This is a genomic window from Bacillus sp. NEAU-Y102 (genome assembly GCF_054788175.1).
On the sequence record NZ_JBTWFK010000001.1, the window covers coordinates 309,537 to 324,724 of the forward strand.

12 protein-coding genes are annotated in these 15,188 nt (G+C 35.1%); 1 reads left to right on the forward strand and 11 read right to left on the reverse strand.

The window, feature by feature from the left end:
* Positions 1 to 105 precede the first annotated feature (105 nt).
* The 5 genes from ACYFX0_RS01550 to ACYFX0_RS01570 form a co-directional block, all read right to left on the reverse strand.
* Positions 106 to 3,453 (reverse strand): glycosyltransferase, encoded by a 3,348-nt coding sequence (locus ACYFX0_RS01550; protein WP_460270073.1) that lies wholly within the window; start codon positions 3,451 to 3,453, stop codon positions 106 to 108.
* Positions 3,454 to 3,646: 193 nt separating this feature from the next.
* Positions 3,647 to 4,936: an anti-sigma-I factor RsgI family protein gene (locus tag ACYFX0_RS01555; RefSeq protein ID WP_086397778.1), complete on the reverse strand. Its 1,290-nt coding sequence runs from the start codon at positions 4,934 to 4,936 to the stop codon at positions 3,647 to 3,649.
* Positions 4,926 to 5,648: an RNA polymerase sigma factor SigI gene (gene sigI, locus ACYFX0_RS01560; protein ID WP_002082432.1), complete on the reverse strand. Its 723-nt coding sequence runs from the start codon at positions 5,646 to 5,648 to the stop codon at positions 4,926 to 4,928. Before sigI ends, ACYFX0_RS01555 begins: the two co-directional genes overlap by 11 nt.
* Before the next feature lie 648 nt (positions 5,649 to 6,296).
* On the reverse strand, positions 6,297 to 6,554 hold the full coding sequence (locus ACYFX0_RS01565) for a DUF3963 domain-containing protein (protein ID WP_001036202.1): 258 nt from the start codon (positions 6,552 to 6,554) through the stop codon (positions 6,297 to 6,299).
* Positions 6,555 to 6,700: 146 nt separating this feature from the next.
* Positions 6,701 to 7,180 carry a GyrI-like domain-containing protein gene (locus ACYFX0_RS01570; protein WP_000801027.1) on the reverse strand — a complete coding sequence of 160 codons (480 nt, stop codon included), beginning with the start codon at positions 7,178 to 7,180 and terminating at the stop codon, positions 6,701 to 6,703.
* 110 nt (positions 7,181 to 7,290) lie between these two features.
* Between ACYFX0_RS01570 and ACYFX0_RS01575 the strand changes: the two genes are divergently transcribed.
* Positions 7,291 to 8,253 carry a helix-turn-helix transcriptional regulator gene (locus ACYFX0_RS01575; protein WP_074789798.1) on the forward strand — a complete coding sequence of 321 codons (963 nt, stop codon included), beginning with the start codon at positions 7,291 to 7,293 and terminating at the stop codon, positions 8,251 to 8,253.
* 163 nt (positions 8,254 to 8,416) lie between these two features.
* On the opposite strand, the gene ACYFX0_RS01580 is transcribed toward ACYFX0_RS01575, so the two are convergent.
* The 6 genes from ACYFX0_RS01580 to hcp all read right to left on the reverse strand — a co-directional run bounded on the left by ACYFX0_RS01580 (position 8,417) and on the right by hcp (position 14,766).
* The gene (locus ACYFX0_RS01580; RefSeq protein ID WP_460269727.1) at positions 8,417 to 9,166 is read right to left on the reverse strand and encodes an ABC transporter permease; all 750 of its coding nucleotides are present in this window, start codon (positions 9,164 to 9,166) and stop codon (positions 8,417 to 8,419) included.
* Positions 9,167 to 9,928 carry an ABC transporter ATP-binding protein gene (locus ACYFX0_RS01585; RefSeq protein ID WP_000063331.1) on the reverse strand — a complete coding sequence of 254 codons (762 nt, stop codon included), beginning with the start codon at positions 9,926 to 9,928 and terminating at the stop codon, positions 9,167 to 9,169.
* Between the two features lie 168 nt (positions 9,929 to 10,096).
* Entirely contained in the window at positions 10,097 to 10,438 is a 342-nt protein-coding gene (locus tag ACYFX0_RS01590; RefSeq protein WP_000891986.1) for a DUF1048 domain-containing protein, read from the reverse strand.
* 75 nt (positions 10,439 to 10,513) lie between these two features.
* The gene (locus ACYFX0_RS01595) at positions 10,514 to 10,834 is read right to left on the reverse strand and encodes a PadR family transcriptional regulator (RefSeq protein ID WP_000429487.1); all 321 of its coding nucleotides are present in this window, start codon (positions 10,832 to 10,834) and stop codon (positions 10,514 to 10,516) included.
* Between the two features lie 463 nt (positions 10,835 to 11,297).
* A complete protein-coding gene (locus ACYFX0_RS01600; RefSeq protein WP_000415486.1) occupies positions 11,298 to 12,614 on the reverse strand; it encodes a condensation domain-containing protein in 1,317 nt (438 codons plus the stop codon).
* A gap of 865 nt (positions 12,615 to 13,479) precedes the next feature.
* Positions 13,480 to 14,766: a hydroxylamine reductase gene (hcp, locus tag ACYFX0_RS01605; protein ID WP_002082429.1), complete on the reverse strand. Its 1,287-nt coding sequence runs from the start codon at positions 14,764 to 14,766 to the stop codon at positions 13,480 to 13,482.
* Positions 14,767 to 15,188: the final 422 nt, after the last annotated feature.

Here is a 15,188-nt window from a genome sequence, read left to right on the forward strand (position 1 = left end):
TTAATGATGAATAGGAATCTCGTTATAGAAGCAGCAGTTTTTATGCTACAACTCTACATTCAACTAACTAAAATCAATGAAAAAAAGAGCAGATAGTCTGCTCTCTTATGATGCCTCCTTATGTTCCGTGGAATGTTTAACACTCCCCATTCTCTTTAGTTTATTCCATCCTACCGCTACGCCTCGAATAGATGAGAATATAGATTTAATGACAACATAAGTCATAAATTGACGATAAATAAAGCGTTGTAAAATTAACCACACTAACGGTTTAGGGTCCTCTTTCTCTAATTTAAATGCAAACAGAGATGCAAAAAGGTCTAATAAAAAGAATACAAGATAAAACCCTAACACTTTTAGCGGATTGCTACCAAACAGCCCCATAATCATTAAAATATCTGCAAAAGGAGCAATGAATTGCAGAACATATTGGAATAACCACATGTTAGGCAATGCAATAAATCCTAACGTTTTATGTTTTGTATGAAACACTGCTTTTCGATGTTTCCAAAGACATTGGAGTGTACCATATGACCAACGATATCGCTGTTTAATGAGACTTTTCACATCTTCAGGTGATTCCGTAAAAGCATAGGCCTTTTCTTCATATACAATTTTATATCCTTGACGTAAAAATGTAATAGTAAGATCCGTATCTTCTGCTAATGTATCTTCGCTTAAATATCCAGATTCAACTACATTCTTCTTGCGCCACGCCCCAATAGCTCCTGGAACAACTGTAATACAATTTAACTCATCAAAAGCTCTACGTTCTAAATTAAACCCTGTAATATACTCAACATGTTGCCAAGTAGTTAACAAATTTCGTCTATTCCCCACTTTAACATTACCTGAAACTGCTGCTACATTCTGATCTTCAAAGTGTCTAATCATTAGAGAAATGGCGTCTTGCGCAATAATAGTATCCGCATCTAAAGTGACAATAATCTCTCCTCGAGATTGTTGAAACCCTAGGTTCATTGCCGATGATTTCCCGCCGTTTTCTTTCTGAATGAAACGAACTTTAGGGTGTTTATAAAATGTTTCTTGCATTACTTTTGACGTACCATCTGTCGATCCGTCATCCACAACAATAACTTCAAATTCTCCATACTTACTATCCAAAATTGAGCGAATTGTCTTAGCTATCACCTTTTCTTCATTATATGCTGCTATGACAACACTAACAAAAGGTTGGTAGGACGAATTAATAGAGCGAGATAACGTTTTTCTTTTTTGCTTCCATGCAAAATAAATTAAGAATAAGAATCGAAAAATCCCTAATCCAATAGCAATATAAAAAATAGTTGTTAATATATGTTTAAAGTATCCCGCCCCTGAAAAGACAGCTTTATTGTAAAGTAAATATTGCTCACCCTCAGAAGAAACTGGGGGCATAATTTCATCTCGTTCTTTATTCATTAAATCTGAAATTGTTACAAAACTATATCCATGCTTTTTAAGCTCTTTAATAATGATCGGCAACGCCTCTACCGTATGGGTACGATTCCCTCCCGCATCATGGAGAAGAATAATATTTCCCTCTCCCTTATAAACGGGATTAAGAGCACGCTTTACTAATTCATTAGTTGATGGTGTTGCCCAGTCCTCAGGATCCACTTTTTCTGCTACCATTGTATAGTTCATATTTTGTGCCCGTAAAATAGGCACTATTTCATTTGAGGAATCCGGGTTAGCATCCGCTTCGTATGGTGGCCTAAACAAAACTGTAGAATGCCCAGTTATTTCCTGGATCAGACGTTGCGTCGTATTAAGTTCTACTTTTGTTCGTAGTAAAGACGTATCAGCTACGTTAGGATGCTTGAAAGTATGATTGCCAATTTCATGCCCTTCATCGTATATTCTTTTTACAATACTAGGATTTAGTTGTGCGTTTTCACCAAGGACAAAAAAAGCAGCTTTTATTTTATTCTCTTTTAATATATCTAAAATTTCTGGCGTATATTTCGGGTCTGGTCCATCATCAAATGTTAATACTACTTGTTTCCCTTTCGGTTTTCCATATCGTTGCACTTCGTATGCAGATGGTAAAGATTGATATACTTCATCTGTAAGATAACCATCTTTGCCTACTTTAAAATCTCTCAATCCATTTTGCTTTTCATTCTCAATCTGTAAAATTTCACCTTGTCCAGAATAATTCACTTCATCTAAACTAGTGATTTTATGTAATACATCAGGATTTTTTTGTACCTCAATCGGATTTTTTAAAACTTTCCATATTGTAGGATCTTCTGCTCCTAATCTCCATAACGCAAACCCCTTTGCATTGTTGTCCATTGCGATTTTCACTTGATTATAGAGAGTAACACTGTCTAAGAACCAAGCAGTATGTTCTTTCTCTCCTGTTTTATATCTAAAATAAGGATTTCCACTCATGTTATCCCATTGAATTTTCATATTGGAATCATTCGCCATTGTCATAACTTCTGAAAAAGTTAAAGACTTCGCAGGTTTTTTACTATTTATTTCCCAATCATATCCGTAGTTACCGAAAGCAACTATAAGTTTATTAGACGGAATATTCAGTTCATTCAATGTATGTTGGAACCACTTATTTGAAGCAATTGGTCCTGGTTCCCCCGCTCCATAGTGCTCATCGTACATCATTACAATCATACGATCTATTATTTTTGCTAACGCACCATAATCAAAAGCCTTATCATTAGCTGGAACATCTTGTGTAACGAGCAAATCATGTTTATGAAAGACCGTAGTAATTTCTTTCATGAAATTTGTTAAGTTTTCTCTATCACTTTCAGGTACGGCCTCAAAGTCAATATTAATACCTGAAAACTGATTCTTTTTAACTTCGCTTACTAAATCATTAATAAATTTCGTCTTCACATCATTCGGCGAATTCAGTAACTTATGGATAAGCTCACTATCAGGGCCAGAAGCTTTTTCTGTATAGTTAGTAAGTAACGGCATAATTTTCACATGATTTTTCTTTGCTAGTTTTACTATCTCAGGTTTTATCTCACTTCTAATCGTTAAATCTTCTTTTAAATGATACCATTCTGGTACTAACGTGGTTAATGAATCGATATTTTCTTTTAAAGAAGCGGTACTATTTTCATCCCAGTTTACATAAAAACCATACACTTCTTTAGGTTGTTTACTATCGTTTGTCGAATTCACCAAATTTTTATTATCCTTCATTTCGGTATTTGGCTTGAATTCTTCGTTCTTTAACTGCTCCTCACTAAGTTTTTGATTAATTGGTACAAGTTTCGTATCTTGTTTTACAGTAGGATTCATGTTTGGAATTTCTGGTGTTGAAAAAATACTTTGAAAGAAAAAATAAAATACAACACCTACACTAACTATTGAGATACATAGAAACCAAATAAAGGCTATGTTTCTCCTTCCTTTCGGATCATAAAAAACAGGTTTTTCTTTATCTTTCTCTTGTTGAATGTTTTTCTCCATTATATTTTTCACATACTCCTTCTTAATAGAACTATAGAATAATAAAGTGCAACTTTAATCAGCCCTCATTTACAAGCAGCCCAACTCCCACCTAACTTCTTTGCCCAAGCCAAATTTTGAGATGGGAGTTTTACTGCCCACAATAGCGAGAGAAATCCTTTTAGCTTTGAAATGAATCTCTCACTTCCATATTCTATTGATTCTTCTTTTCATTCCCTTGCTGGTGGCCTCTATTTTCTTGTTGAGACCCCCTACCATTGTTCCCTTGCTCGTTTCCACCATTTTCTTTCTGGGGTCCTCTTCCATTGTTTCCTTGCTGATTCCCATTATTTCCTTGTTGAGATCCTCTTCCGTTGTTCCCTTGCTGATTTCCATTATCCCCTTGTTGAGATCCTCTTCCGTTGTTCCCTTGCTGATTCCCATTATTTCCTTGTTGGGATCCTCTTCCGTTGTTCCCTTGCTGATTCCCATTATTTCCTTGTTGAGATCCTCTTCCGTTGTTCCCTTGCTGATTCCCATTATTTCCTTGTTGAGATCCTCTTCCATTGTTCCCTTGTCGGTCCCCATTATTTCCCTGTTGAGATTCTCTACTGTTATTCTCCTGTTGATTCCCTCTATTTTCTTGCTGGGATCCTCTTCCATTGTTTTCTTTTATTTGCTTCGATGGCTGTTCTTCTGTTTTCTTTTGTTCTTTATGCTCTGGCTTCTCATATTTTTTTTCTTGTACGGGAGACAAATCCGGTGATGCATCAGGAGATGACTCCGGCTGCAATTGTATCTCTTCTTCGTTTTCCACCGGATTAGACGGCGTGGCAGGAGGCGTAAGCGATTTGTTCTTCTCACTCTCTTGCTTTATATAGACACCTGTGCCAATTCCAGCTTTTCTAGCATTCTCTCGTACTTGCATTGTGCTACTTTGATATTCAACTGTAATATGTTTTAGCTCATATTCTTTCTTTAATTCTTTCATCGCCTTTTCCAACTGTGGTTCTAGTGCCTTGTCCTTTGCAACAGCTGTTAGCATAACTTGCTTATCATTCGTTAAATACTTATCCTCTTGACTTTGCTTTATAATCCTACGTATTACTTCTTGCAATTGTTTATTTTCCCATTGCTTCAATTCTTTTAAAATACGCCTTCCATCATCATTACAAGCCTGCAAATCTATAACACGAAAATCCTTTGTTACGCTCACCTCTAAACTTGGATTTATATCAACTGAGACGTAAGCAAATACTTTTTCTTCTGGTTGGTTGTAGAAAAACAGCACTGCAAATAGAAAACAAGCAACAAGTATTGATGCAGGTTTTAAAAAGGAAGGGATCGAAAAATGCGATGCTTTTTGTTCTTGCTCATCAAATAAGATTTCCTCCCCGATTATGCAAGAATCCCCTTTTCTTTTACACGTAATAAACTCTCCATTTGGTGTTAAAACAACTACGCTATGCTTTTTTATATCCATCACAATTCCTTTATTCATCATGCTTTTCCCCTCTTATGTAATCCAGAATATATGTATAGTTGTTTGCAAAAATAATACACATTGCAATAATGTATTTTCTATGTCGTTCCAACGTTTTACGACTTACCCTAACACGTGGTTCTATATGTTTAAGCGGTAACTTTTTCTTTCGGAACAGCTCTTCCATCATTTCCTCTTCTTTTATAATAATTTTTACAATTTCTATTAAGTGCTCACGTGTATCACGATGCTTAGGAGATTCTTTAGCAAGCTCTGAGAATGTGATTTTAAACTCAGCTAGCACACTTTGAAAATGAAGAATTTCCTCCTTACGGTTACTATTTTCCATCTCTTTCATATACTCCGTAAGCGATACTTGCATTTCTAACATTTCCTCTTGCTCATCTTCTTTTAAAAAGACAAAGTTATGTTTAGACTCCTTACGTATATAGTCAATTACATCTCTTTTTATAAGAAGATCAGCAAACGCTAAAAAGGATTTTCCTTTTGTATATGAATACTGTTCAATTGCTTCGTTAAACGCAAACAATCCAATGCTATATTCATCATCCTGTTCTGTAATATATCGGCGGCAGACAGATGAGATTGATTTTCTAATAAAAGGCTGATACTGTACGATAAACGCTTCTTTGTCTTCTTCGTTGTTTTGTATGTTACATACGATATCTTCTATTTTCGGTTTTCTTAAGATCTTCATTACTAAACTCAACACTTGTAATCTCCCAGCCTCCTTCAAATAGCAAAATGGCCACTACACAAGTGACCATTTAACCAGATTTTCTTGGTACTTTTCTTCGGTCTTGTCTTCTTGCTGTTAGTTATATTTTTCGATTCTAACTTTTCCTAACGTTTTCTTAATGATTTTCCTTTTCTCTCGGCACAAAAGTTAAGTTTTAATTTTTATCTACTTTCTTATTTTCTACCGTTCGTTTTGCTTATTCTTTTTCTATTTTATCTGCAATCCTTGAATAACTCTTCTCTATATCATTGGTAATTTCATCCTTTTATTTCGGATGCCCACTTAATCTAGTAAATTTATTAATGCTTCTATATTCTTTCATAGTCATTTTTCTTCTATTTATTTTCTTCACTATACATATTCGGAGGAATACATAGTTTTATGGGGGTCAAAAAATATTTTTTTAAAAAATACATATTTATTTCAAAAATAAAAACCATCAATTTGAAAAAGGATAATCAAATTGATGGTTTTCTTATAATATCTATTAAATTGGATTCTCATTTTGTACATTTTATCATGATTGAGGAGAGAAAAGATTAATATAAACCGATGCAGCTAAGTCATATTATCGAATCGAATGTAGTGTAATCACATATTTCTCATTCTCTTAAGTAAGGACTAAAAATAACCTATCCATAGAGCTACTAAAACCACTACGAATAAAGCAAAGCAACATGTAATATTTCGAATCCACTTTTGTATATCATCAAAATACTTTTCTATAAATACGCTGTAAATAGAAAGCATAAGAAGGAGCACAATGAAAGTAAATGATCCCAATTTATCGTTAAATCTTTCATTAGTAAATGTACTTACATGAAGGAATAGAAACACAAACGCTACTATGAATAGCTCAAAAAGCCTTTTTTTATTCACCTCACCACCACCTTACAATAATTACCTTTTATTCCATTTTATCAGAACATACTGTGTAGTCGTATATGAATATTATATTCAAATCAAAAAGGCCAACAATTCAATATTGTTAGCCTCTACTTTCCATATTCGTACCTTTTATCACTTTACTTCCTAACAACCGGAATCCACATTTCACCAAATACTAAGCCGTTTCTTTGTCCCATCTCAACTGTTGTATTTGGCCCGCCAACATAGGCAAAATCTTTTGCATCTGGTAAAGCTTGACCGAAGGCAATACCAGTCAGCTTATTACTTAGCTCTTCAGCCGTCTTATCTTCCCCTTTCACTACTAAGTATTCTCCCTTCGGAAATTGGATTACTCTAGATGCTTCTTCTATTTGTGCCTCTGTCATAACACCAGCATAATACATCATCTTGTTATTCACCGCTTCACTCACAGAAAAAATGTATTCGTTTGTAGCTAAAGCTTTTAAAGTATCCAGCCTTCCATCTTCTTTAACAGCCGACCAAAAGTCTTCCTTTTCTTTATTTATCCCAGCAAAGTCTGTATAGTCACTCTTAATTTCAGTTCCAATACCTAACACAATAAAGCTATCTTTTTCTTCAATCGTATAATTTTTCATATTCAAAACCTTCCTTCTTTTAAAATGATTCAAATGATTTATCTTTTCATCTGATACGTTTATAATAACTTTAAATCATGTCAAAAAATGATACTGTTTAGGAGACTCTAATGAAAAAAGTTGAACGGATTAATACAATTATGCGGTATATCAACAATCGCTCCCACTTTACAATTTCTGAAATCATACGAGAATTTAACATATCGCGATCGACAGCTATTAGAGACATAAGAGAAATTGAAGCTATGGGCATGCCACTTGTCGCTGAAGTTGGAAGAACTGGTGGATATTTTGTTATGCATAACTCTATCCTGCCCGTTGTTCGCTTTACTGATAATGAAGTGAAAGCTCTTTTTATTGCCTTTATGGCTACGAGGAATCAACAACTTCCCTACCTAAAGAGTCGTCAATCTTTAGCCGAAAAACTACTAGGACTCATCTCAGAAACCCAGCAAGATGATCTCGTTCTTTTAAATCAACTCTTGCTTTTCCAAGGGACTAATCCTTATAATCCCGATCTACTTGAGCTTTCTGATCTCCCCCATCCTATGTTAGAAAAACTCATTCAAATCCTTCTTTTAGATAACCATTTATTGATTACTATGAAAGAAGATGAAGAAATCAAGTCTTATCCAATTTATCTATTGCACCTTTATCAAGAAAAAAGCCATTGGATCATTGAAGGGTTTAACTTAAAAGAAGAAAAGAAGATGATGTTTCCTGTCGATGATCTCATTAATATCGAACCATACACGACGAACAAAAGGCTAAATAAGAAAAAGATTTTAGAAAAACTAAGTAAGAAGGACGAAGCAATTAACCTTGTATTTGAACTTGGTCCGACAGCAATTGCCCAGTTCAAAAAATACCATCCTTTAAAAATTTCAATATCTTATACTAATCCTTACCAATCCACAGCCATTTTAAAAACTTTTATCAATGTTAACAATCCCGATGAAGTGATGGAAATAATAAATTGGCTGCTTTTTCTAGGGAAGGATATTAAAATCAAAGAAATACCCGATGAAGTATTAGCAGATTTACAAAAACGAGTGTGCTTATACATTCCATAAGCAGTGAGCCTCAAATATTAAGCTTTATCACTGGATAATTATCCTATTTTTAAATACCATTTCATTTACTACAATGAGAGCATGATAAATAATAAAAGCACGGAAAATCTCCCGTGCTTTTCTAAATATATATTATTCCTGAAGGTTTCGTTTATCTCGTTTCTTACCCTAACTGACGTTTAAATGCTTTACTGGCGAAAAAGTAAGAGATGACCATTATACCTACGCACCAAGCGAGTGCAATCCAAATATCGTTACCCACAGTTCCTTCATATAAAAGAGCACGAATCGCATTCACGATTGAAGTTACAGGCTGATTCTCTGCAAACGCACGAACAATTTTAGGCATCGTTTCAGTAGGTACGAAGGCCGAACTAATAAATGGAAGAAAAATTAGCGGGTACGAGTAAGCTGTCGCCCCTTCCATAGACTTCGCTTTCAGCCCTGGAATGATAGCTAGCCATGTGAGCGCTAACGTAAACATCCCCAGTATTCCCGCTACCGCAAGCCAATCTAGCATATTTGCACTAGAACGAAAGCCCATTAAGAGCGCAACAAGAATAACCACCACGATAGTAAGTACATTAGCAACAAAAGAGGTTAAAACGTGAGCCCACAATATCGATGAGCGCTTAATAGGCATCGTAATGAAACGTGCCATCAGCCCACTCTTTACATCCGTAAATAGTCGCACGGAAGTGTAAGCTACACCGGATGCGATAGCCATTAGCAAAATTCCCGGCAATAAATAATTAACGTAGTTATCCGTTCCTGTCTTTATAGCCCCGCCAAATACGTAAACAAATAATAGCATCATCATAATCGGTGTAATTGCTACTGTAATAATTGTATCCGGACTGCGCATAATGTTACGCATTAAACGACCTAGTAATACACCTGTTTTACTTTTCATTTACATCTCCTCCTTTTTGCCAATAATCGCAAGGAATATTTCTTCCAATGTCGGTTGCTTTTCGATATACTCCACTTTTGCCGGTGGGAACATCTCTTTCAGTTCAGCAAGAGTACCTGTCGTAATAATTTTTCCGCCATGCAAAATAGCGATACGGTCTGCCAGTTGTTCTGCTTCCTCCAAGTACTGAGTCGTAAGCAAAATAGTTGTACCGCTACCGGCAAGTTCCTTTACTGTATCCCACACTTCGATCCGCGCTTCTGGATCAAGTCCGGTCGTTGGTTCGTCGAGAAAAATAACTGCTGGCGCCCCAATCAAACTCATTGCGATATCAATCCGGCGCTTCATCCCTCCTGAATACTGATCTGCCCTCTGGTTGGCCGCATCAGTCAGGCTAAATCTTGCAAGTAGATTATCAGCAACTTGTGCGGGATTGGAAACACCACGTAACTTAGCGATCATTATCAAGTTTTCCCTTCCAGTAAGCATGCCGTCTAAAGCTGCGAACTGTCCTGTCAAACTGATGCTTTGACGAACATAATCTGGTTGTCGCTGGACGTCAAAACCGCAAATACTCACTTCGCCATCATCTTGCTTCATTAGCGTCGAAAGGATATTGACCGTTGTCGTCTTTCCCGCTCCATTTGAGCCTAGCAGCGCGAAAATTTCTCCACGCTGCACCTCAAAATCTACCCCTTTTAAAACTCCCTTGTCTTTAAAGGATTTTTTCAAGCTTTTTACAGAAATCGCTGCATTACTCATACTTTTTCCCTCCCTATAAAATGTTTTGCGAAGATAATTTATTTACCTCTACCTATTTAGTATCACTGATATTCTGTATTACTTAGTACCGAGTTAAAAATATAACTGAATAGCTATGATGCAATTCATATGTGTAACCAGCTAATCAGTCGTTATTACTTATTCCATTTATTTTTTTCTCAATTTCTTCATAATACTTTCATTCAAATCTTCACGATACTTGGAGACGTAAGTTTTAGCGTTTGCCACTAGTTCGTCAGCAAAGGAAGCCACGTCATCCCCAGTAATGTCAAGCACTTGTCTTCCTTCCGCTGCACCCGCTTCGAACAAATCGATTAATTCATACTGTATGTGTAACATATCCATCCCGTTACCCGCTGAGAAATTCCACATGTAGTTTTGAATTTTCTTAAATACAAATTGGTAGTCCTCTGGCAGAGCCTCAACTCGTGCCATCATCATTTTGTACTCTTTTTTATCACCAATTAACTTTTTGAACATTTCTAACATCTTATTTTCCTCCTTTTTTATAAAGCCGAACAAGAAATTCTCAAAGTATCGGCCAGAACATTTTATCTTATGAACCTATTTTGACTTCAAGACGTTAATTTTTGACGATACAAAATCCCATTTTTCCCAAAACAATTCAAGCTCCTGGCGGCCTTCTTCATTTAATGAATAAAACTTACGAGGAGGCCCCATATCTGATGGTTTCTTTTCAATATTCACAAGCTTTTTCTTCTCTAATCGTACGAGGATAGTATACACCGTACCTTCTACAACTTCGGTAAACCCAAGATCATTCAGGTGGCGGGTAATCTCATAGCCATACGTTTCACGGCGACTAATGATTTCCAGTACACACCCTTCCAGTGAACCTTTCAGCATTTCAGTTAAATTTTCCATGTCCTGATCCTCCTTTACCCCCTATTCTGTCTGACTTATATTCAGTACTACAGAGTACTAAGGCGAATTTTTACTGAATAGCTTTTGAGTAAAACTACACTATTTAGTATTACTTATTACAACTACATTGTATGACTAAGTAGTTGTGGATGTCAACTTTATTTTCAAAAAAATTAAAAATCCGCTTTACCCTAACCGGATACAGTCTCCTTTTTTTGTTGTAAGGGCCATCAAACTAGTAAAACAGAGCTGATTCAAAGTGTAATTTAAATCAGCTCTGCTTTATTGTTTTCATACCGATATATCATGTTTTTTCACGATACAAATTGTTTCTCACTACCATTCCCATTGCATATAAAGCATAAAGGCAAGTGCGGTCAGAGAAAATTCCCAGAGATTATCCGTACATGATACGAGCCCCTAAAATACAATTCTGTTAGAAATTTGTTCTCTATATTCTCTTTTATTTTATTTCTGATAGTTGATTAACAACACTATCTAAAAATTTTTCTACCTTTTCTTTTGATGTATCCGGCGCATGATAACCAATCGTAAATGTAAGTCTTCCATTATAAGAGCTTACTCCCATTGAAAAGAATGGTGCATACATAATAGGTGATGCCATATACCCGTCCTCAGCTTGAATTTGACCAAACTGAATAGGTTCCTCAGCGATCACTCCCAAATTTGTCAGTAATGGCAACGCCATCCCCATCTGTACAGCCTCTTCATATTGCTGATTATACATTTCCTTCACTGTAGATAGCTTCATTTCTGCCAGTAGCTCCATTCCTGCTGCTGAAGAAAGACCTGGATTTTGAGACTTTATTTTATCCATTGATTGTTTAACTCGAACAAGAGTCTGCTTAAATGTTTCATCGTCTTCCATTTTAATCACTGGCATTTCCATACCGGATAAGTTGCAAATAGCACCAGTTGTATTATTAGGCAGATATCGACGTAAATCAATTGTCAAGCCAATCATTTTTTCTGCAGTGCGAGGTTCTGCATACACAGTGAAATGTGATAAAGCTCGGAAGTATGCAGTCATGATTACATCATTCAAGGTAGCCTGTTGTGCTTTTGTCCATTGGGTTAAACGTAGAGTTTGCTCATGGCTCAATCGCCGTACGGACATTTGGGGAAATTTATTTTTGTTAGGTTGAGATGGAAAAGACCATAACGATGCCTGTTGTTCTTGGTTAGGACGATACGCACTTTTTATGTCCGATATTCCAGCGTATTTGAATACATGTGATTGATCTCGACAACTCTCATTTCCCTCATCAAATTCCTTTATAATTTGCTTCTTAGACCGTCCCAATGAAAGGTGCGTATATATTGTTCCAAGCAATTTAATATATTCCTTGACTCCTGCACCATCTGAACATAGATGAGATAATTTCACAACTAACATATCTGTTGTAGTGCCCCGTAATAATTTCGTTTGAACCATAGGCCCCTGTATACGATCACCAGGTTCTTTAATAAAATCTATTGCCATTATTTCAAGTTCTTGATTATTTCCTTCTGCAAAAAAGCAAATAGATGAGTTAGTGTCAGATGAATGTTCCTCCCAGTAAGGAATATCATTTTCTACAAACCGGCTGTTCAAAACTGGTTGCAATTGCAACGTTATCCTTACTGATTCTTCAAGTATTTCCTTGGATATACCTACAGGAAAATAAAGAACTGCATTAATTTGTTGATCTGCAGAATAAAGACCTAATACATAATTCATTCGATCTTGTGGTGTTACTGAATACTTTCTTTTCTCCATAATTCCGTCCCCCTTTAGGACTTTTTGTATAACCCTATTTTCCATATGCTTGTAATTTTTCTAGTCATTTTTCTTCAAGAGCTAATAACGCTTATTTTTCGAATTTTTAACGAAATCATCTTCTCCGTATTGGTTTCATTCTTTTTGCAGGTGACATATCCATTATTTTATTGTTATTAACACTGCCTAACCTCCCAATGAAACCAAACAAAAATAAATTAAGTTTACATATACATAAACATTTTATTATAACGTCTATAAATTATCAATACAGCAAATAAATCATTTTTATGTCTGTCAATAAAAAACAATATATTCAAGGGCTACTTCATAATAAAAGATTGATGTGCATGTATATGTACCCATATCACTATCAAAATAAGAATGAGAATTTTTTCAACAAAAATAAGCTGCAGATATTGATTTTACAGTAAAAAAAGCCCCTCCATTTTGAAAATGAGTAGGGCTATTTCCTATTTGAATTTTATAAAAGAATGATTATCATAAATAATATTTTACTTTTTAGTCTACCTTATTATTTTTAATCCATTTTCCTAATAAATGAATGGATTTTATTCATATAATTTGAGGTGGTATCGTTGGTTTTTAAAAATAGAAAGCTTATTTTCAAATCAAATGAAAAAGAGGTGAAATTATAGATATTCATGTAAAAATTTCGTTTTGGGGATACTTAAAATCTTAAGGTGATGGGCATGTGGTGTTACACTTTAAAAGCTTTATAAAATTATAAAATTTATAGATATAGCAAATTTTCTTTATTAATAATCATTTGTATGTATGTACGTTTACTCACACACATACAAATGATTTATAAAGCCACAATTAAGTGAAAACATCTTTTCCGTTACGATAACATCATAGCCATATCTTCTGCTGCATTTGTAATTAGTTTTAAACCAAATGTTTCTTGTAATACATCAAGCACGCCAGCTGAAATAAATTCAGGAGCCTTTGGACCGATGCGAATATCTTGAATCCCAAGACTAAATAGCCCTAGTAAAATGGCAACCGCTTTTTGTTCAAACCATGATAGGACAATACTTACTGGCAATTCATTCACTTCACATTGAAAAGCATCAGCTAAAGCAGCCGCTATTTTCACTGTAGAAATTGAATTATTGCACTGTCCTAAATCAATGTAACGCGGAATTTCCGTACCAGGTACAACACCGTAATCCACATCATTAAAGCGGAATTTCCCGCAAGAAGTTGTTAAAATAACCGTTTCTGGCGGAAGTGACGTTGCTAATTCACGATAATATTCTCCGCCTTTTCCCGGTGCATCACAACCGGCGATAACAAAGAAACGCTTTATTTTCCCTTTTTTTACTGCGTCAATAATTTCTGGAGCTAATGATAATACTGTATTATGATGAAACCCTGTCACTAACTGTTCATCCGACTCCATATGTACTTCTGGAAGTTCTAGCGTTTTTTGAATTAACGTTGTAAAATCATCATTTTCAATTTTTTGTACACCTTCTAAACCTGCAATGTCATATGAAAAGAATCGATCAGAGTACGAGCCTTTAATTGGCATAACACAGTTCGTTGTAGCTAATATGGCACCAGTAAATTTTTCAAAAAGGCGTCTTTGATCATACCATGCCTTACCGATGTTTCCTTTTAAATGTTTATATTTTTTCAGCTGCGGGTATCCGTGTGCTGGTAGCATTTCAGAATGCGTATAAATATTAATGTCTTTTCCTTCTGTTTGCTTTAATAGTTCTTCTAATGCAAATAAATTATGGCCCGTAACTACAATTGCTTTACCTTCTACACGATTTTGTGTAATTTGTACAGGTTCTGGCACACCAAAATGATTCGTATGTGCCTCATCCAATAACTCCATCACCCGTAAAGCTGATTTCCCAACTTTCATAGCCATATCAATATGCTCTTGTTCGTTAAAATTAGAATTTGTTAATGTCATATATAAAGCTTCTTGTGTTGTAGCATCTACAAATGCATCCGTATACCCTAGCTGAGCAGCATGTGTGCGATAAGCTGCAATTCCTTTTAGCCCAAACACAATCGTATCTTGTAAACTCGCAATCGTTTCATTTTTACCACAAACACCCATCACTTTACATCCGCCTGTTGGCGTTTGTTCACATTGATAACAAAACATATCATCCCACCCTCTCCCAATCATTCATTACACCTTAAGCATAATACCCATTGAAAAAAAGTGATGTGATATCAATCACAATAATATATAAAGATTTGTGACAGTTCATATTGTTGACATAATATTTTTATTGACACTAAAAAATGTACATTAGTGTGCACACATCTTTCGATACTTTTAAATAGCTAAATAATTAATTTGGAGAAATATATACAACGAAAATTTTTTGAATCCTTATACAAATAGTTGCAATTCATCACATATGAAAATAGACATACAAAAACGCCATCCTTTTCTATCATTCAATAGAAAGAATAGCGTATTTTTTATTTTAAGGAACTATCATTTTTTATTAAAGCCTTTATTGTAAAGCTTTTTATTTACAATACATTTACACTATCTTAACATTACTTACATTATTT